The organism is Alteromonas sp. AWM4_230 (genome assembly GCF_056158305.1).
In genome coordinates, this window is the sequence record NZ_JBSWTB010000001.1 from 725,314 (window position 1) to 745,873 (window position 20,560).

Annotated in this window: 14 protein-coding genes; 9 read left to right on the forward strand and 5 right to left on the reverse strand. The window is 45.1% G+C overall.

The window, feature by feature from the left end:
• Positions 1–65: 65 nt before the first annotated feature.
• Positions 66–2,750, reverse strand: coding sequence for a family 16 glycosylhydrolase (locus ACXACS_RS03130; RefSeq protein ID WP_474803971.1), 2,685 nt, complete (start codon positions 2,748–2,750; stop codon positions 66–68).
• 393 nt (positions 2,751–3,143) lie between these two features.
• Here ACXACS_RS03130 and ACXACS_RS03135 point away from each other — a divergent pair, with 393 nt between their 5' ends.
• Positions 3,144–4,085: a cation diffusion facilitator family transporter gene (locus ACXACS_RS03135; protein ID WP_474803974.1), complete on the forward strand. Its 942-nt coding sequence runs from the start codon at positions 3,144–3,146 to the stop codon at positions 4,083–4,085.
• Between the two features lie 128 nt (positions 4,086–4,213).
• Here ACXACS_RS03135 and ACXACS_RS03140 read toward each other — a convergent pair whose 3' ends face one another.
• From ACXACS_RS03140 to ACXACS_RS03155, 4 genes are all read right to left on the reverse strand, one after another.
• The gene (locus tag ACXACS_RS03140) at positions 4,214–6,622 is read right to left on the reverse strand and encodes a TonB-dependent receptor (protein WP_474803977.1); all 2,409 of its coding nucleotides are present in this window, start codon (positions 6,620–6,622) and stop codon (positions 4,214–4,216) included.
• A gap of 291 nt (positions 6,623–6,913) precedes the next feature.
• A complete protein-coding gene (locus ACXACS_RS03145; RefSeq protein ID WP_474803980.1) occupies positions 6,914–8,641 on the reverse strand; it encodes a solute:sodium symporter family transporter in 1,728 nt (575 codons plus the stop codon).
• Positions 8,642–8,657: 16 nt separating this feature from the next.
• Complete coding sequence (locus ACXACS_RS03150) at positions 8,658–10,724, reverse strand: glycoside hydrolase family 31 protein (RefSeq protein ID WP_474803983.1); 2,067 nt, start codon at positions 10,722–10,724, stop codon at positions 8,658–8,660.
• 172 nt (positions 10,725–10,896) lie between these two features.
• Entirely contained in the window at positions 10,897–11,649 is a 753-nt protein-coding gene (locus tag ACXACS_RS03155; protein ID WP_474803985.1) for a TSUP family transporter, read from the reverse strand.
• 98 nt (positions 11,650–11,747) lie between these two features.
• Between ACXACS_RS03155 and ACXACS_RS03160 the strand changes: the two genes are divergently transcribed.
• The 8 genes from ACXACS_RS03160 (at position 11,748) to ACXACS_RS03195 (ending at position 20,420) form a co-directional block, all read left to right on the forward strand.
• Positions 11,748–12,497, forward strand: coding sequence for a GntR family transcriptional regulator (locus ACXACS_RS03160; RefSeq protein ID WP_474803987.1), 750 nt, complete (start codon positions 11,748–11,750; stop codon positions 12,495–12,497).
• 318 nt (positions 12,498–12,815) lie between these two features.
• Positions 12,816–13,769, forward strand: a complete 954-nt coding sequence (locus ACXACS_RS03165) for an aldo/keto reductase (protein ID WP_474803989.1) — start codon at positions 12,816–12,818, stop codon at positions 13,767–13,769.
• A gap of 9 nt (positions 13,770–13,778) precedes the next feature.
• Entirely contained in the window at positions 13,779–14,786 is a 1,008-nt protein-coding gene (locus ACXACS_RS03170) for a TauD/TfdA family dioxygenase (RefSeq protein WP_474803991.1), read from the forward strand.
• A gap of 4 nt (positions 14,787–14,790) precedes the next feature.
• On the forward strand, positions 14,791–15,795 hold the full coding sequence (locus tag ACXACS_RS03175; protein ID WP_474803993.1) for a YeiH family protein: 1,005 nt from the start codon (positions 14,791–14,793) through the stop codon (positions 15,793–15,795).
• A 169-nt stretch (positions 15,796–15,964) separates the two neighbouring features.
• Entirely contained in the window at positions 15,965–17,161 is a 1,197-nt protein-coding gene (locus tag ACXACS_RS03180) for a sulfite oxidase (protein ID WP_474809199.1), read from the forward strand.
• Between the two features lie 138 nt (positions 17,162–17,299).
• The gene (locus ACXACS_RS03185; protein WP_474809201.1) at positions 17,300–17,605 is read left to right on the forward strand and encodes a hypothetical protein; all 306 of its coding nucleotides are present in this window, start codon (positions 17,300–17,302) and stop codon (positions 17,603–17,605) included.
• Positions 17,606–17,755: 150 nt separating this feature from the next.
• Positions 17,756–18,838: a methyl-accepting chemotaxis protein gene (locus tag ACXACS_RS03190; RefSeq protein WP_474803995.1), complete on the forward strand. Its 1,083-nt coding sequence runs from the start codon at positions 17,756–17,758 to the stop codon at positions 18,836–18,838.
• Positions 18,839–18,914: 76 nt separating this feature from the next.
• Positions 18,915–20,420 carry a sensor histidine kinase gene (locus tag ACXACS_RS03195; RefSeq protein WP_474803997.1) on the forward strand — a complete coding sequence of 502 codons (1,506 nt, stop codon included), beginning with the start codon at positions 18,915–18,917 and terminating at the stop codon, positions 20,418–20,420.
• Positions 20,421–20,560 lie beyond the last annotated feature (140 nt).

Consider the following 20,560-nt stretch of genomic DNA (forward strand, 5'->3'; position numbering starts at 1 on the left):
TTGCCCTACTAATTCTTATCAATTTCTTGTGTTGCCTAAGCTCTGCTTAGGCAACACATGCTTTGCTATTGCGCTGCAATTTCAGCATTATCAACGCGGTACACTGCGCCTTCACCAGAGCCCCATGCTGGGAACATCATGATGACGTTGATTGCACTGATATCCAGACCTAAGTCGTACAACGTTTGAAGAGGGAAAGTGTAGGTCTGCCATTCGCCTTCAACGGGGTCTACACCCTCAAGGCTAGCTGAAATAGGGAGCTCTACTGCTGATGACACGTTGATAGATTCAATTTTGAATAACCAAGGCGCAGAGGCATCGTTAGGCATAGCGCTTACTTTCATTTCGAAGCGCACTGCACCATCAGTTAGTAGTGCTGATGCATCGTAAGAATGACCATCATCAGCAATGATGCCCATCACTGTTGGCGTTGCGCCAATTCGAAACTCAGCAACTGTTCCGTGGTCTGCATCATCAACTTCCTCGGTAGGCGTTGAGCCACCGCAGCAATCCCAAATACGCCACTGATCTGCCGCAGTGTCTGCAAACAGGGTAATGCCAGATGCTGATGGGGCATCTTGTCCACTGTCAGGGTGGTATATTTTCACGTTGTCTAAGCGATATACTGCACCTTCGCCAGAACCCCAAGCTGGGAACACCATGATTACGTCAATGGCGCTAACGTCTAAGCCGCGAGCCTGAAGGTCAGAAACAGAGAAAGTATATGTCTGCCATTCACCTTCAACAGGCTCTTGCCCCTCAACACTGTCTGAAAGAGGTAGCTCTACAGCAGTTGAGCCATCGCTTGATTCTATTTTGAATAGCCATTGTGCTTCGGCATTGTTAGGTGCACTTACAACACGCATGTCGAATTGCAGTAGTCCACCGTCCGTTAATGCTGTTGCATCAAACGGCGTATCACCACCACCAGCGGCAGAGCGAGTTATAAAGCCCATTACGGTAGGTTCAGCGCCAATGCGGAATTCCGCAGTTAAACCATGCTCTTCATTATCCATTTCTTCAGTTGGAGTCGAGCCACCACAGCAGTCCCACATGGACCAATCAGGGTTTTGGCCATCTTCGAAGATGGTAAGTTCAGGGTATGCAACCGCACCGTCCTGTGAAATTTCTACATTAGTAATTTGATAAACGGCACCTTCACCTGCACCCCAGTCAGGGAAAATCATGATGGTATCAATGGCGCTGGTATCTAACTCTGCTTCGGCAAACATACTGATAGGAAATTGGTAGCTTTCCCAAACGCCCACTTGCGGTGTAGCAGGTGCAGTATCTGAAGGTCCAACGTAGCCGCTCATCAGTGAAAAAGAGGCGTCTGTCGTTGCTTCAGTACTTTCAACTTTCAGGTTCCAGTTTGCTTCAGCGTTATTAGGTGCAGAAACAAGTTTTAAATCAAATTTTAAGCTACCAATGCCTTCAAGGGGAGATGCATCAAATGGAGAGGCTTCACCTTCTGGGTCAGTAAGAAACGCATCTCGACTGATAAAACCGACTACCGTAGGTTCTGCGCCAAAGGTAAATTCATAAACTTGACCTAGCTCAGTATCTTCAACAAGTTGAGGGGTAGAGCCACCACAGCAATCCCAAGCTGCCCAGTTAGGGTTAGGTGTGCCACCAAAAATTGTTAAGTCTTGTGGAATGCCGGTAGAAGGCGGTGACGGGATGGGAGCTGCGCCTTCAACCAATGCATCATCTACACTGTCGTAACCAGGGCGCACAGTCTCACAACCTTTACCAGTTTCAGGGTCTGAGGCACACTCATAAACGCGCACGTAGTCAATTTCGAACGTTTGACCGTCTACGAATGCATCTGCATCTATGCCCGTTTCGTTAACTGCTTCAGGCCAGCTTCCGCCCACAGCGAAGTTAAGGATCATGAAAAACTCTTGATCGTAAGGGGCGTTATTCCATTGGGTTTCAAGTTCACCGGTAATTTGGTCAAAGTACTCGGTGTACCAACCGCGGTGGGAAAGACCTGTTGCATCACCATTTGCGTTATAGCGCACCTCAGAGCGACGCTGGGTGGCATATAAATAGCCGTCCATGTACCAGCGAATTTCACCTTCCTGCCACTCTATAGCGTAGGTATGGAAGTCATCAGCTGGGTTCGCGCCATCAGGAAGAGAATACGCTTGACCAGAGCTATCATTGTTCGGCCATTCTTGACCATAGTGAAGGGTGCCGTAAATATGGTTTTCAGGGTTACCGTCTGCGTCTGCTGCTTTCAGGTTTACCGCTTCCATAATGTCGATTTCACCAGAGCGCGGCCAGCCGCCATATACTGAATCAGTAGGCATCATCCAGAATGCAGGCCAGCTACCTTGACCTTCTGGTAGCTTAGCGCGCATTTCAAAACGGCCGTATTTGAAATCGGCTTTATACTGAGTAATTAATCGGGCTGACGTATACGGTTTTGGGGCACCTTCTTCGGCAGGAAGCGCGACAATTTTCAGGCTACCGTCAGACACAAATGAATTGTCTTCGCTGTCTGTGTAACACTGGGCTTCATTGTTACCGCCACCGTCACAGTTTACTTCATGGGTCCAGTTATCATCGTTAATACTGGTTCCATCGAACTCGTCGCTCCAAACAAGCTCCCAGTCGGTAACGGGAACCGTTGCGTCAACAACGTCGATATCTGTAGAGGTTGTTGCTCCACCTCCACAGCCAAATAGGGTTGTGACTGAGATCGCGGCTGCTATCCGCGAGAGTTGAGATGCTTTTTTCGTCATTGTTTTCAGCCCTGATCAAAAGAAATTGGGTTTTTATGTTGTGGCAAATGCCACGTAAAAAGCTTGTGTAAGCGCTTACAAAATGGGTCAAATAAAAATGGCTGTTTGAAAGCGCTTACATTACATTAAGCCACTGACACGTAAAGATCAATACTGTTCTCAAAAAATTAACATTTAGTAGAATGAGTATATATCGTCAAAAATATAAAAATAATAATATTATCAGCGGCTTGGTTGGTATTGGTCGTTTTATTTAAAAAGATTACTTTAACGATTCACTCTGCATTTACAAATGAAAAGGCGCGGTTGTTAATAAGGTGTTTGGAGTATTTCACTCGCAACAAATAGTGCTTCACGATAAGCTTTCTCTATAGCTCAAAAAGAGTATAGCCCATGCATAATCATCATCATGTCGACACTACTTCCTCTAAGGAAGACTCCACTCGTATCGGATGGGCATTTTGGCTGAACTTTACCTTTACTATTATTGAGTTTATCGGCGGTTGGCTCACTAACAGTGTGGCTATAATGGCAGACGCTGTTCATGACCTAGGCGATTCCCTCTCAATTGGATTAGCCTGGTACTTGAGTAAACTAGGTCACAAAGCCTCCACCGAAAAGTATACCTATGGCTTTAAAAGGCTAAGTTTAATGGGAGCCATGATTAACGGTCTCATTTTAGTACTTGGTTCAATTTGGGTAATGTCCGAGGCAATTCCTCGTCTATACAGCCCAGAGATGCCTGTAACGGAAGGCATGATAGGGCTCGCGATATTGGGTATTCTGGTAAATGGTTTCGCGGCCTATAAGCTTCATGGTGGCCATTCAATGAATGAGAAAGTGCTTAACTGGCATTTAATTGAAGATGCGCTGGGTTGGGTGGCAGTGTTAGTCGTTGCCATTGTTCTTCATTTTGTAGATTGGCCAATTCTCGACCCAATATTATCGATTGGTTTTACCCTCTTTATTTTAATAAACGTAGTGAGATACCTTGTGCAGACTATGTCTTTATTCTTACAAGGTGTGCCTGATGAATCTACGCGAAAGGCTATTAGCCAAGCGTTGCTGTCTATGGAGCATGTTGAAGAAGTTCACCATTTGCACTTTTGGTCTTTAGATGGTGAACAACATGTACTCACCGCTCATGTCGTCATTAATTGTGCTATCGACAATGATAAATTGCGCCAATTAAAAACACTGGTGCGTGAACGTCTTGCGCCATTTGCACTTGCACATACAACCGTAGAGTTTGAACTACCGGGGGAGCCATGCCGTGATGAGAATGATCATTTGCATGCCCATTCTCATCATCATGAACACGACGAGATAAATTAAGACGCAATAGAGGCAGGGACAGGAAGCCGTTAGTTAATCGTATTTCTAATTGCCTAAGCGCTTGAGTTATTGCTCTCAAAAAAAGAGGGGCGTATACACGCCCCTTTAAACACACACGCTTTGAAGGTTTAGAATTGTGCCTTGAAGGCTACGCCATAGTAACGGTCTGCGTCGCGAGGGATTTGATAACGGAAGTTATCGCCGCTATACGTTGTTGCATAGCTTTCATCGAGTAAGTTTTTAGCAATCAAAGATACGCGGAATGCATCGTCTTTGAATGAGAAACTTACGCTTGCGTTAAGCATGCTGTAGTCAGGTAATAATGAGTGAGAATTGAATACACCATTGTTGTCTGGCAAGTCAGAGTACTGCTCGTCGGTGTGGATATACGATGCGTTATAGTAAACATCGAATCCGTGCTCTGTTTCCATAAAGTATTCAGCGGTTAGCGAGTATTTCATGTCAGGTGAGAAAGGAACATCAAGCCCTGAACGGTCGGTACATGTCGCTTCTTCAGGACAGTTAAACTCATCGATTTCTGCTTTCGTGTATGCAGCACCACCGATTAACGTAAGGTTGTCGGTTGCGTTCCACATCATATCAAGCTCGATACCTTGCGTGGTAACATCCCCGGCATTGGTCAGACGGGTAATACACGCACCGTCCGAACAATCGAAGTTATTCGCTTGGAAACCTTCAATGTCGGTGCTAAACAAAGCAACGTTTAACAAAAGGTCGCGGCTTGCGTACTTATAGCCTATCTCGAAAGCGTCAGATTCTTCAGCGCCGATAGGACGACCGTCGTTGTCTGGATTAAAGTTATAGTAAACATTAAAACCCGGGCCTTTGTAGCCTTGAGAGTAGGTGGCATATACCATCTGATTTTTGTCAAGATCGTACTGTAGGCCTACACGACCAGACAGATTGGTTTCATCTACCACCCCTTCAGCATCCGTGTTTTCGGTAGCAGGGCGTACACCAACACCACGACGTCCATATTCATCGTTGCTAATGCGACGATGCTTATACGACACTTCATCGTCGGTATAGCGAAGGCCGAAGATAAGGCGCATATCATCGCTTAAATCGTAAGTACCATCGCCATATACCGCCCAGTTATTAAACTCGGTGCTCATAAATGCAGTGGCGGAGACGATATCGTTTGCATTACACGACACCCCCAGTGAGTCTGCATAGGCGTCTAGGTCTGATAGTGCGCTAGTCAAATCGTCACCTGACAAATTATTTTGCGCGTAAAAAGTCAGCGCGTCATCAAGTTGCTCTGCATTGTTCTGGCAGCTAGCATCACGTGTAAAGTTACGTTCAGAATCCATGTTCCAGTAGAACATACCCGCAAGGAAGTTAAATGGGCCTGCTAGGTTAGAAGCAACACGGAACTCTTGAGAAAACTGACTCCACTCCTGATCACCCACATCGTGTAGTTGGAAAGGTACGCCGAAAACTGGCTGGTCGCTGTCGCCAGCAATTGAGGTAAAGTCACCTTCGCGGAATTCAGTGTTTTCCCATGAGCGCTGGGCTGTGATTGAAGTGAAAGTATAGTCGCCAACAGTTTTATCAACTTGCACAGAGAAAGCTGAGTGGTCGTCGATGGTGCGAGACTCAAAATCGTGGTCGATTTGACGCTGTTCTAAATCAATGCCGTCAGCAATAGTTGCACTGCTAGGTGCTGCTTCTGAGTCTGGATTACGACCGCTTGATACGCCTTCTAAATCGGCACAACAGTCGTCATCAGCACTGTAAAACTCGCTAATAAATTTAACTTTTAAATCGTTAGTTGGCTCGTAAAGCACAACGGCGCGCGCACCTTCACGGTCATAGCCATTTACCGTTTCGTTGTTGTAAACGTTGTCTATATAACCGTCGAATTTACCTTGAAACACGGTCAAACTAGCTGAAAGGTCGTCTGTTATACCACCGCTCACCGTGCCTTTTAAACGATATTCATTGTCTTGATAAAATTCAGTAGAAAGGCTCCCGGTTAAGTCCTGTGACGGATCTTTTGTGGTGATGTTTACCACACCGGCTGATGCATTTTTACCAAAAAGTGTACCTTGTGGGCCGCGCAGAACTTCTATACGGTCAACGTCATATAGATCGGCAAAAGCCTGTCCGGAGCGGCCTAATACAACGCCATCTACCACAGTCGCCACACTTGGCTCGGCAGCGATACTAAATGAAATTGTGCCAATACCTCGAACCGTTAATGCAGAGTTACGGGTTGTGGTACCTTTACGAAAACTTACCGATGGGACGAGAGCTTGAAGATTCTCAACATTATTTGCGAAAGCCGACTCTATCTGGTCACCGCGTAATACTGATACTGCTACAGGAACATCGCTAATACTTTGTACACGTTTCTGTGAGGTTACGACAATCTGCTCGAATGACTTATCGTCTTTTGCAGCTTCGGTTTGTTCAGTCTCTGCATCTTGCGCGTAGGCATTTGCGTTAAGCAGCAATCCAGATGTCATAGCAAGGGTTACCGCCTTACTAATGATCGATCTTTTTGTATTCATGTTGTTCTCCAGGGTATTTCGCTTATCTCGCTCTAACTAACAATGGCCAACATTTTTCGTATATATCAACCGTTGTACGTAGACGGTGTTTGGTTTTTTTATTTTTTTAGCTACGCAAGGTGCATCATTTAAAATGCCGCACTATGCGATTTATCATTACCGGTCTTTATAAAAGATATCTTTCGTCTGATGTCTTATATAAGAGTGATTAAGTTAAACAATTGTTAAGTCGTTTGCAAACGTTATGTTAATTTTTTTGGTTTTTTTCTATACAGAAGCGAAGCGTTTAGTTTAAGCCGGCTGGGAAGCAAGGCGCTTTAGGCCTTGCTCGTATTTTACTCGCCACCATTTAAGGCTTATGCCAATGGCAGCGAAACAGGTTACCCACAAGCCAACTAGAGCCGGTATAAAGATGTTACTGATCCCGCCTACAAAGCCCACTGGGGAGAACATCAAATACAAGGTAGCAATAAGACCAACCAGCACAATGGCGCAGGGGATAGCGTAGCGCCATGGGGTCATATTAACTTCGGCCTTCGGTTTAAAGTGCCATGGTGTAGCCATTGGATATAGCTTACCTATGGTTAACATAATGGTCAGTTCTATAGCGAATAGAATGGCATAAATATGAATGAAATTGATATCCACTTCCCATACGAACTTTAGCAGCCCGTAAGCGATCACGTGGAAAATAATAGCTACTTTAGCGGCTAAGGCTGGCACTCTCTTAGTAAACAAGCCCACAAGCACAATGGTGATGACAGGGATGTTGTAGAACCCAGTGAATATGCGAATAATTTGCCATAAGCCTTCAGGTGCAAACATAAGCAGTGGCGCAGTGATAAAAGACAAAACAGCGATAACAATACTGGTGATCTTCGCAACGCGGATTAGCTTTTCGTCACTCACTTTATCTTTTTTGAAGGGCTTATAAACGTCTAAGCAAAATAGTGTGGCAGCACTGTTAAGCAGTGAATTGAAAGAGCTAAACACCGCACCAAGTAATACAGCTAAGAAAAAACCTGATAAATACTGTGGCAGTACGTCTTTAACCAAATGAGGGTAGGCGAGGTCGATAGTTTGAAGGTTTTCATCTTGGTATAAATGATAAGCAATAACGCCAGGTAGCATCATCATAAAGGGCACAAGCACTTTAAAGTAGCCTGAGAACAGCACGCCTTTTTGACCTTCAACCAGGTTTTTGGCCCCAAGGGTTCTTTGAATAACGTATTGGTTTGTACCCCAATAAAACAGGTTAGCTAATATCATACCTGTAAAAATAGTACCGAAGGGGACAGGATCGTTAGCGCCGCCTATGGCATTGAGCTTTTCTGTTTCCGTTGTCGCAATAGTCGAAAGTCCGTCGCTAAAGCTTCCGTCGCCTAAAGCAATTAAACCAAGTATAGGGACTAGCAAACCCACAATTAATAGGCCTACACCGTTAATAGTATCTGATACCGCTACTGCCTTTAAGCCACCAAAAATGGCATAGAGAGCGCCAATCGTACCGACTATGACGATGGTAAGTACCAGACCCACCTCATAGCTTACGTTAAAAAGACCCGGTACATCGAACAGTCGCAAAACTGCAATGGAGCCTGAATAAAGTACCGATGGAATAGTTACTAACGAGTAACCCACCATAAACAGTACTACCGTCATTCTACGCACGCTGTCGTCGAAGCGGTCTCGCAAAAACTCAGGTAGGGTTGAGAACGCACCCGCTAAATAACGTGGCAAGAAAATAAGCGCCATAATTATGGTAGAGATACCTGCGGTTACTTCCCACGCCATCGCGCTAAGGTTATAGCCGAAGGCAGAGCCGTTTAAGCCAATAAGCTGCTCAGCGGAGAGGTTGGTAAGGATCATGGACCCGGCTATAAAGGTGCCGGTCAGCCCTCTTCCTGCGAGGAAGTAACCATCTTGTGTGTTAACTTCCCCTTTGGTTTTCATGTAAGAGATAGCGGCAACGATCGCCATAAATGCCATACATGACAGTAGAGTAAGGGTAATATCCATGAACAACTCCTAAGCGCTATGCTGGCCAGTGCGAGATATTCGACATATCCATATCGGTATGCTGAACGTCTGGTCCCATTACTATGCGACTGCCTTTTTGGATGAACACCGTCACTTCATTTAGCGCAAGTATTTCTTCCCTGTATTGCTCACCCTGCACGACTTCATCGGTACCAAAGCGCACCCACTCGCCCTTAGGTAAGTAGTATTTAATTTTGCCGCCAGGCACGACACAAGGCACAACCAGCAATTCATCACCACACATAAACTGTTGCTCAAAAGCGTGAGAAAGCGGCTGGTCAGGAAAGGCTAACGCCATAGCTCGCTGAACCGGCAGGCCTGTAAGAGATGCTTTTTCTGCGGTTTCTTTTAGATAAGGTATAAGCTTGTAGCGCAGCTTTAATGCGTCAAACACGGCATCTGATGCTTCATCACCATATGACCAGGGTTCACGAGGGCCAATACCATGCAATCGCATGTGGGCGCTAAATACTGATGCTTGCGCCCATCGTACATAGAGCTCTGCATCTCGGGTATCTTTGTAAAAACCACCGATATCTGTGGCGAAAAAAGGTCCGCCTGACATACCCCAAGACAAACTGCCACGAATACTTGCCGCTAGGCCGTGCCAATCGGCTTGCGGGTCGCCGCCCCACTGTGATGGATAGCGCTGGCTTCCCGTCCAAGCAGAACGGCTAAATAAGAATGGGCCAGTTTTGCAGTAAGCCGCAGCTGCCTCATAAACACAGCGGTTATAAAGCATACTGTAAACATTGTGCAGGCGGTTGCCTGAATCACCACTGTAAGACAGCATATTGTCGTCTTCTAGCTGTTCACCAAAGTCGGCCTTGATCATGTCTACACCAAGGTCAAATAAAGGTTTGTGCGAGGTTTTCCAAAACTCATAAGCGTCTGGATTGGTAAAGTCTAAGATACCTGAGTCTGGCAGTGGCGTAAGCACTTCCCCAAATGGGCTCAAATCCCATTCATAGCGGTACGCTTCGCCAGTGCGCTTATCCTTTATCAGCCAACCTTTTTCTGCAGCTTTTTTATAAAGAGGGTTTTTCACTGAGATCATGGGGTATTCCCATACACAGATCTTAAAACCTAACGCTTTGAGCTCATCAATAACCGGCTGTGGATCTTCGTAGCGCTTCGGGTCCCACTCAAAAGCAAAGCGAGTATCCGTGTCTTGCCATGCACGACCGTCAAGGGTAATTACATCACAGGGCATATTCTTTTCGCGTACTTCACGGGCAACCGCGAGCAGCTCATCCGCATCTTTGTAATACGCTTTAGAAAGAATCACGCCTAAACTCCAGGTCGGAGGCGTAGGGGCAAAACCGGTTAATTCACTGTAGGTTTTAATGCTTTGGGCCGGTGAGTCTTGGTGGAACAAAAACAGGTCGAGTAGACTATCTTCTACTAAACATACATACGCTCGCTGTGACCAAAGTGCATATCCTACGCCATGGGTGACAGGTGCAGGTGTATGTACAAAAAGGTTCCAGCCTTCAGGGCTCCAGGCGTACGGGGTATTCTTGTACGACTTCTCCGCGTTTACGCCAAGGGCGTCGTGATTGTATGAACGAATTAGTTGACCGCGCTTATCAAGCTTGCCCCATTTCTCGCCAAGACCGTAAACCGCCTCATCATAACCAAGCTCTAGGCTCACTAACCATCCGCTGTCTGTTTTAGCAAAGGGCGGTAAACGATGCTGGCGCACGAAGTGGCCGTCGGTCGCGCTTTGTTGAACCAACACATCATCTTTATACAGCTTAAAATGTAGAGGAGAAGCAAAAATTTCTAAACGATAATTGCCAGCGACAAGTGTACTGTGCGACTTGTCACCTGAATACACTAACGTTTGCTTATCGGGCGACTGTCTAAGCATAGCAAAGTCGTCAGTGGCGTTAACGTCACTTTGAATGCGTAAGCCAAACTGGCTGATACTTAAGCTCAACTCACCGTATTGCGTAGGGACGATAAGTGTTTTATCGTCAGACAAAAAGGGCTGCTCAGTGATGTCGGCAGCTTCAATATCGTTCCAATCTGGTTCAGTTACACAAAAAGCGTTACTCATTTCTACATTACCCTTGATGTCTTATATAAGACATAAGTTAATGAAATGTAACTTGGGTGTCAATCTGCAATTAGCAAATTATAAAGATTTAGATCGGGATGTGGTCATCTCTGATTTGCTATTGTAGTGATACAAGCTTTTTCTCCGTTATCGAAATACGAGCGAAGAAGGCTTAAAAACTTATGCTTTTCACAATTAGGGTAACGCCACTTAACGCAAGCATAGTTAACGCTAATAACCTCACTGAAGATGCTGAAACTCGTGCTGCCAGTACGCGGCCGATTTTTGTAAATATAAGAATTACTGGTACTGCGAGTAGTGCAGAAATCATAACGTCTATTGAAGGGAGTGTACCAAAAGGTACTATAGCAAGACGTATTAATGCGGTTACGCTAAATACGGCCAACAAAGTAAAGCGTATTTCATTGATTGGCCAGGCTTGTCTGTAACACTGAAATACCACAGGCGGACCGAACGTAGAGAAAAGCCCGCCTAACATTCCGCCAAGACCGCCCGCAACAGTAAAACCAAAGGCACTACCAGACGGCTGCCCACGTTTTCTTTTAACCAGTAAAAGCCCGCAGCAGCTTAAAATAGCGAAGCCCAGCAATAGGTTTAACCATGTTGCCATGCCTATTGATAAGTATTCTAGCAGCGCGTAGCCAACTGCCATAAAAGGGATTCCGCTAATAAGTAAGATTTTAAATGCACGCGTGTTAATTTGATCACGATTTCTGGCAACCAGGCTTACCGAGTTAAAAAGGCTCAAAAAACTCACCATAAATGTGGTCGCCGTGAGGGGTAAAATACCAAACAAGGTGAAGCTAGACACCACCATTAACCCAAAGCCAAACCCGCTTAATGTTTGCAGGAGCGTCGCAAGACCTAAAAGGGCGAACATGGGGAGCAGTGTTTCCAAGAGCATGTATGTTATTCCTACGATGTATGTGATTTAAGTCAAAAATGCGCTATAACTCTTGTGTATGATATAAAAACAATAATTAAGCGTTTAGGTTAGGGTTCATGTCTTCATCTCAATTCGATCACAAACTCAGCGGTCCAAGTCTCGCTTTTCAGCCTCTGTATCAACAGGTAGCTGAATACATTAAGCAACTTATTGTGGAGCGTCGATGGCAACCCGGTGAGATGCTGCCTAGTGAGTTTAAACTTGCAGACGAGTTCAAAGTGAGTCAGGGAACCGTTCGCAAAGCTTTAACACTGCTTACCGACACTAAAATAGTAACCCGTAGGCAAGGGGTTGGCACATTCGTTTCTGAACATACCGCTCAAGATGCATTATTTCGCTTTTTCCCGTTACAAGCTGACGGAAAAGGCGCCGATTTACCTAAAGCAGAACTCATCAGTAAAGAACTGGTTGAGCCGAATGAAACGGTCCAATCAGCCCTTGCTTTAACGGCAAAAGACAAAACGATAAAGCTTAAACGCAGACGCATACTCGAAAACGAATTTTGTATGCTAGAAACGATATTTTTGCCCTTCAAAATGTTTCCCGACATTCACCAACGCGAAGATATTCCACATACTTTGTATCACTTTTATCAAACGGATTATAACCAAACCGTGTTTAAAACCCGTGACAGCATTAAAGCCGTTCTAGCGTCAAAAAGTGATGCGAAAAGCTTAGGTATTGAAAAGGGAGCGCCCTTACTTTTGGTCACTCGTGTCACAGAATCTATTGATGGCAAATTAATAGAGTATCGCGAGAGTAAATGCAGAACCGACCACTATCATTATCAAGTTGAACTTGACTAACTTGCTTCATTTCTAGTCGGCTCTAGGCCATTTCTATCGTCCACACTGCTGACCGCTTCCTAAAAAGCGGACATAGATAAACGTCCGCTCAACATACCCGCCCTCCGAAACCGGGGTACAAGCGTTATCCAATCCCAACATTAAAAGCAAAACTCGATCTTTTAATTTAGTTTGTTAACACTTTGTTGACATAAGAGTGCCTGTGTAATAACTTATGTCTTATACAAGACTAAAGTTTGAAGCTGAAGTTATACAAGAGCATACTGTTAAAGTAAAACTAATTAGCTTAATGCAACAAATTCTAAGGTGAATGAAGCAATGAATAAGATACCTGAGGTAGGTTTTGGCTTTTGGAAAGTAGATACTGCCATTTGTGCTGAAACAACATACCAAGCAATCAAAGCTGGCTATCGCCATTTAGACTGCGCAGCTGACTATGGCAACGAGAAAGAAGTGGGCGAAGGTATAAAGCGCGCTATTGATGAAGGTCTGTGTACCAGAGAAGAGTTGTGGGTAACCTCGAAACTTTGGAATACGTTTCACGCCCCAGAACACGTAGAGCTAGCGCTTGAAAAAACGCTATCTGATTTACAGCTAGACTACCTAGACTTGTATCTTATCCACTTCCCTATCGCGCAAAAGTTCGTGCCAATTGAAACACGGTATCCGCCAGAGTGGTTTTACGACCCTGATGCAGCTGAACCAAAGATGGAGCTTGCTCCTGTGCCGCTTCACAAAACATGGGAAGCCATGGAAGCGCTAGCAGATAGTGGTAGAGCAAAACAAATTGGTGTGTGTAACTACAACACGGGCCTGCTTAACGACCTAATGAGCTATGCGCGCATTAAGCCAGCTATGCTACAGATTGAATCTCATCCGTACCTTACCCAAGAACGTTTAATTCGTTTAGCAAAAGACTATGGCTTAAATGTTACCGCGTTCTCGCCTTTAGGTGCGCTTTCTTACCTAGAGCTTGAAATGGCTGACCAGACTGAATCAGTACTTCAGCAGGACGTAGTGAAAGCTGCTGCAAAAGCCCACGGTAAAACGCCAGCGCAAATTGTATTGCGTTGGGGCATTCAGCGCGGCAACGCGATTATTCCGAAAACGTCAAAAGTAGAACGTATGAAAGAGAACTTGGCGCTTTTCAATTTCTCACTAAGTGAAAGTGAAATGCAGGCTATTTCAGCATTAAACATGAATCGTCGATTTAACGATCCGGGTCACTTCTGCGAAGCTGCCTTCAATCGTTTCCATCCCATTTACGACTAGGAGTAAACTATGAAAAACGTCAATGACAGCTCTGCGGTAGCTTATGCAAGCGTACCTACTCAGCACAACTACAACGGCGGCGTGTTCCCTGAAATAGTCGTGAACAATGAAAGCTGTTCCACTGTAGAGGAAACGGTTGCTTTTGTTAAAGCGAATCAGTCAGAACTTGAAGCAAAACTTGCTAAATCTGGTGCGCTGCTGTTTAGAGGGTTTCCTCTAGATTCAGCAGAGACTTTTGACGTTTTTTCAGCAGGCTTCGGCTATCCTAACTTTACTTATCAAGAGTCGCTGTCTAACGCGGTGCGTATTAACTATACCGAGCGTGTATTTACCGCTAACGAAGCGCCTAAAGATGTAGAGATTTTTCTTCATCACGAAATGGCTCAAACACCTATTTCTCCAAGTAAACTTTTCTTCTTTTGTAAAACTGCAGCAGATGAGGGCGGTGCTACGCCGTTGTGTCGTTCAGACAAACTGTTTGAAGCATTGAAAGCGGAAAGCCCCGAACTGGCAAGGGACTTTAAAGAAAAAGGTCTGAAGTACACCACTACCATGCCTGCAGCAAATGATATCAATTCAGGTCAAGGGCGTAGCTGGAAAAGTACATTGAGTGTTGAAACCGTAGAAGAGGGTGAAGCTAAGCTTAAAGAACTAGGTTACAGCTGGGAGTGGATGAAAGACGGTAGCTTAAAAGCTATTACGCCTGTACTTCCAGCAGTCATTGAGTTAGCTGACGGTTCTGAAGTGTTCTACAACCAGCTTATTGCAGCTTACATGGGCTGGAAAGGCGTTCGCGAGAACCCATCTTCAGCAATTACGTTTGGTGACGGCAGCGCTATCCCGAAAGAAGGGCTAGAGCGTATTGCTGAGCTTTCTGAAGACTTCACGTTTGATTTAGAGTGGCAAGACGGGGACGTGGCAATTGTCGATAACTATCGTGCGATGCACGGCCGTCGTCCCTACTCTGGTGACCGCAAGCGTGTAGTGCTTGTGGCATTGGTTGCTTCAGAGCGTTAATACAATGAATGACATAGCAGTAAAATGTAAAAACATTTGGCCTGGACTGGGTATTGCCACCATCACGGGCATGGCGGCCTTGTTTTTAAGTGAGCACTACAATGCCCCTGCTATGTTATTCGCATTATTGTTAGGCATGGCGGTTTCGTTTTTATACCAAAACGATACGCCATGCGCTTGCGGTATCGATTTTACCGCAAGTACCTTGCTTCGCGCGGGTGTGGTTTTACTGGGCTTAAGAATAGCCCTAGGTGACCTGGCAGTGCTAGGTTGGCAAACAGCGCTCATGCTCGCTGGCGCCATTTTTACTACCATTGTTTTGGGCGTAGTCTTGGCAAAAGCGCTAGGACTTCAAAAACGCTTTGGTGCACTAACCGGCGGCTCCGTCGCTATTTGCGGTGCGTCTGCTGCGCTAGCCATCTCTACAATACTGCCAAAGGGCGAGAACCACGAGCGAGATACATTACTTACCGTTATTGGTGTAACGGCTATGTCTACTATCGCCATGGTGCTTTATCCCATAATCGCGGGGCAGTTAGGTATGTCAGATACCGAAGCTGGTATCTTTCTAGGCGGTACAATTCACGATGTAGCGCAGGTAGTAGGGGCTGGTTACTCGGTGTCAGAAAGCGCGGGTGATATGGCGACCCTTACCAAGTTGGTTCGCGTTGCCATGCTCATGCCCGTGGTACTGATTATGATGCTTGTGATAAAAAGATTCTATAAAGCCAGTACTCAAGCAGAGGGCGGTGAAGTACCTAAAATGCCGCTTTTCCTCATCGGTTTTATTGCACTAATGCTGCTCAATAGTTTTGTAACGTTACCTGAATTTTTGATTGAAGCAGGTACGCAGGTTTCTCGTTTCTTTTTAGTTGTTTCCATTACTGCAATCGGTATGAAATCAAACTTAGGCAAGCTTGCCGAAGTCGGCATGCTTCCCATAGTCATGGTAGTGGTTGAAACCCTGTGGATTGCACTGCTCATTCTTGGTTTTCTATACACCATGTAAAGGCATTTCATCATTTTACGGCAGCACGTTTTAAACATAAGTCGATTGTACTATTAAGGTGGTCTCAGTGAAAAAACACGGTCTTCACGAACTTTATGCCAAAGACCCTGTAAAAGCCGATGAGCAGGTCTTTCAAAGAACCAGTGATAAGCTAACCCGCCGAGGCTTTATCAAAGGTTTGAAATCACTGTCTTTGTTACTCGGTGCCGAAGTGGTGTACGGGCAATTTATGCCAGCGGGGCTCATTCCTGCAGCATTTGCGCAGGCCGACACGCCTTTTTCTATTAAAGGTAAAGACGGTTTAACCATACTCAATGACAGGCCATTAAACGCAGAAACGCCAGCACACCTATTGGATGACGCAGCCACACCTGCTTCGCGTTTTTTCGTGAGAAATAACGGTATTCCCCCGCAAGCACCAGATGCAAACAGCTGGACGCTTACTATTGAAGGGGAGTCTGCAGCACAGTCAAAAACCTTTACCCTTGAAGAACTAAAAGCTCAATTTAAGCATTACACCTATCAGCTAACGCTTGAGTGTGGCGGAAATGGGCGTGCCGAGTTCTCACCGGCCGCTACCGGTAACCAGTGGACAACGGGAGCGGTAGGCTGCCCACGCTGGACGGGTGTAAGGCTAAAAGATGTTTTAAAGGCCGTGGGTGTTAAAGATGATGCGGTTTACATTGGTTATTACGGTGTCGATCAGCACTTAAGCCGAACACCGGGCAAGGCGGCGATTTCGCGAGGCGTGCCCATCGAAAAAGCGATGGAAGATGAATCTTTAATCGCTTGGGCAATGAATGATGAGCCGCTTCCTTTGATGAATGGCTACCCACTGCGACTGGTATTTGGTGGCTGGCCTGCATCAACGTCAGGTAAGTGGCTTAAGAAAATTGTAATTCGAGACCGCGTACACGACGGTGCAAAAATGCTGGGTAAAGCCTATAGGATGCCGTGTAAACCTGTAGCGCCTGGCGCGAAAGTTGCCGACGAAGACATGTGTATTATTGAAGCTATGCCAGTTAAGTCGCTTATTACCTTTCCAAAGTCTGGCAGCGACCACTCTCTTAAAGAAAAGCTAACCGTTCGGGGACATGCATGGAGTGGTGAAGGCAAAATTGCCAAGGTGTTTACCTCTATTGATTTTGGCCAAACTTGGCAGCTTGCTCAGCTGAACGCACCGGCAAACAGACACGCATGGCAGCAGTTCAGCACGCAGATAAACTTCCCCCAGCAGGGCTATTACGAAGTATGGGCTAAAGCACAAGATGAGCATGGAAAATCACAGCCTATGGTGTTACCTGGATGGAATCCAAAAGGGTATTTAAACAATGCCTGTCATCGTATCGCTGTGCGTGTGGTGTAGGTATATGAGTACGAGATTTTATGTATGTTAAGCGGGGCAATTGATATGGCTAGCATAATGGTTCGATTTATTGCCCTAGTAGGAGTCCTTCATCTACCCGTTGCAGAGGCCGATATTGAGACGAATAATACGAAAAGCATGACAAATTCATCAAAAGAGCACGTGCAGCCTGCTGTGGATCCCCAGTCAGGCCTCGTAAAAGCAGAAGGATTTAACTTAGTGTTAGCCCATTGCAGTGCCTGTCACTCGACTTCTCTTATTACTCAGAATGCCATGAGCCGTGAAAGGTGGCTTGAGACTATCCGCTGGATGCAAAACACACAGAAGCTGTGGTCACTGGGTGAGGCAGAACCAACGATATTAGATTATCTATCAACCTGGTATGGCCCTAAAAAAAGCGCTCGTCGTGCGCCTCTACCACCTCATTTACTGCCTGCAAACTAAAAGCAGAGATAATAGTTTAATTTATCCCCTCAGTTTTATAATTTTCTGCCGATAATCAAACAATAACGCTACTTCAGACTAATGGCTAAGACGATATAACCTCTGTTAGTCTGAACAAAATAACTCTATAAAAATTATTGGTAACTAAACATGTTTGTATCACGCAGCAAATTCGAAGAAAAAGAAGCGCAAGTTCAACTATTAGAAAAACGACTTCAAGAAACGTTAGACAGGGTGTCTTTGCTTGAAGCCGAAAATGCAGAGCTGACTACCGCTTTAGAGATTGCCAAGCACGAAGATGTTTCATCTGCCAATGCCACAGTGGTTAAATGTTTAGTAGATTCACTGTCACAGGTTGAGGGCGTTCGCGAAACGGTTTTACATTCTTACGAACGCATTAATGCCGAGAGTCAGTCTATTGTTGATATAAATGATTTATTTAGTGAATCGGCCTCTACATTGAGCAAGATTGTATCTGACATGAGCGGCCTGAATGTTCAGATGGGAAGTATGAGCGAGCGTATTTCTGGTCTGTCTACTACAGCTGACAATATCAATAAGTTTGTAACCACTATCACCAGCATTTCTGATCAGACTAATTTACTTGCCTTAAATGCAGCGATTGAAGCGGCCCGTGCAGGTGATGCTGGACGAGGCTTTAGTGTTGTAGCTGACGAGGTAAGAGCACTGGCAACTGAGACAAATAAGTCTGCTACAGAAGTATCAGAGCTTGTAAACGGTATTATCCAATCAACATCGAAAGCGGTGTCAGGTGTTAATGAACTGCGTGGTAACAATGAAGAGTTAGAAACAGGCATTAACCAGCTTAATAGCAGTTACGAGACTATGGTTCAACATTGCGACAGCATGAAGACCACCATTAGCGAAGGCGCAATGGCTACATTCATTCAAACTGTAAAATTAGATCACGTGGTGTGGAAAGCAGGGGTTTATGAGGTGCTCTGTGGCTTCAGTAACAAATCAGCAGCTGACTTTAGCGATCACGTTAGTTGTCGTTTAGGACAATGGTATAATGAAAATTCAACTAATCCTATAGGTCAGACGACAGCCTTTAGAGAGATTGAAGCGCCGCATGCAAAAGTGCATAGTAGTGGTGTTGCAGCAATAAAAGCTAAACAAGCGGGTAATATTGCAGAAGCAGATGCGAAACTGATAGATATGGAACAGGCGAGCGAGCGTGTAATGATGCTTCTTGATCGCTTGGCCGGTTAAAACTATCAAGCGCTGAAGCACACAGAATAAAGCGTGCTCTTATAATTGACGGGCACGCACAATGGAGGGCTTTAAGGTGAGTGAAACATCGTATTCCACCGAAAACGAACGTATTCGTGCGCTTGAGGCCCGTGTTAATTCGCTAGAGCGACAGCTTAAACGCCAAAAAGTTGCACGCAAAAACGCTGAATCTTTCCTAGAAACCTACTCCCAAGACGCCTATCTTGCCAATCAAGCATTACGCAAAGCACTCAAAGACTCTAAACAAAGAGAGCGCGAGCTTCTTTACCTTAATCGAACAGCATCCCAACTTACACAAGCGACATCCGGGGAAAGTTACATATTTTCGGCCCTTGAATCTGCCGTAGAATTTAGCGGTGCGTTTTGCGGCAAAGCTTTTACCGTAAAAGATGGTGAACTCATCATTGGTAACGATGACAGCGTGCTGGTTCAGGGGCAGGGCTGGATTACGTCCCCCGCGTTAGCGCAATTTATCAAGCAGGAAACGCCACTAGATTTACGAGAAAGCTATTCCCATTGGTGTGTTAGTGCAGTAATACAGCCGGAAAAAGATACAGAGTCTCGCTTACTTCACTTTATGCATGAAATGTCGCGGGGGGAATATACGTGGCTAGTATTATTGACCAAAGACGATAATTTGGAAGAAGAAACTCTTTACGTATTAGATACCACGAAGCATTACCTCAATATCACGTCTCGATACCAAAATAAGAAAAGTGAACTAAATACTAGGCAACGAGAACTGAGTAACGTGAAAAAGGACCGGGATTTCCTTGAAGAAAGATTAGTCAGTGCTGATAAAATGGCTATGCTAGGTCAGCTAGCCGCAGGTATCGCTCATGAAATTAATAACCCTATTGGTTATGTGCGAAGTAATACTGTCGTTGCAAAAGATATTTTTAACGACTATCAGCGTGCGCTTGAGGAAATAGGTAGTCTTTGTAAAAAAGCAGGTGGTGAAGTTGCCGCGCATTTTATGGCGCTTGAAAAGCGTTTTTCCCTTAAAGACAGTGCGACCGAAATTGCGGAAATGTTTGATGAGTCTCATGAAGGTATTGAGCGTATAATCGAAATTGTGAAAGCGTTAAGAAGCTTTTCTTATCCAGGCTCGGGCAAGCACTCTGAAATTAGCGCTATCGAAGCCATGAATACAGCGATTAAGCTCACCAATAATTTGCATCGTTATCGCAATACGGTGCGCTTTGAAGTACCAGAGGAAGATGCCTTCTTTAACGGTAACTCAGGGCAAATTCAGCAGGTGCTTGTAAACTTCTTAACCAATGCGATATATGCCACGCCGGTAGGGAAAGGCATAACACTAAAAATACAGAAGGAGGCTGGCAGTGTCTGTCTTATCGTTGAAGATGAAGGTATGGGCATGTCAAAAGAAACGCTTAGTAAAGTGTTCACTCCGTTTTTTACTACCAAACCGCCAGGTGAGGGCACAGGGCTGGGTATGTCAATTTCCATGACCATTGTCGAGGAGCATAATGGCAGGATAGATATTGTCAGTGTTGAAGGCAGAGGCACAAAAGTGTCAGTCGTACTGCCATTGGTCTAAAGTATAGAGTGCTTTCCTAGCTATCTGATAAAACATAAAATTTCTCTAATTTTTTGCTTAAGCTAGACAGCGGCTGTTTATGTTCTAGTCTTATGAGAAAGCAAAGATTCTCTGCTTTAAGGACGAACGCTTTGCAAAAT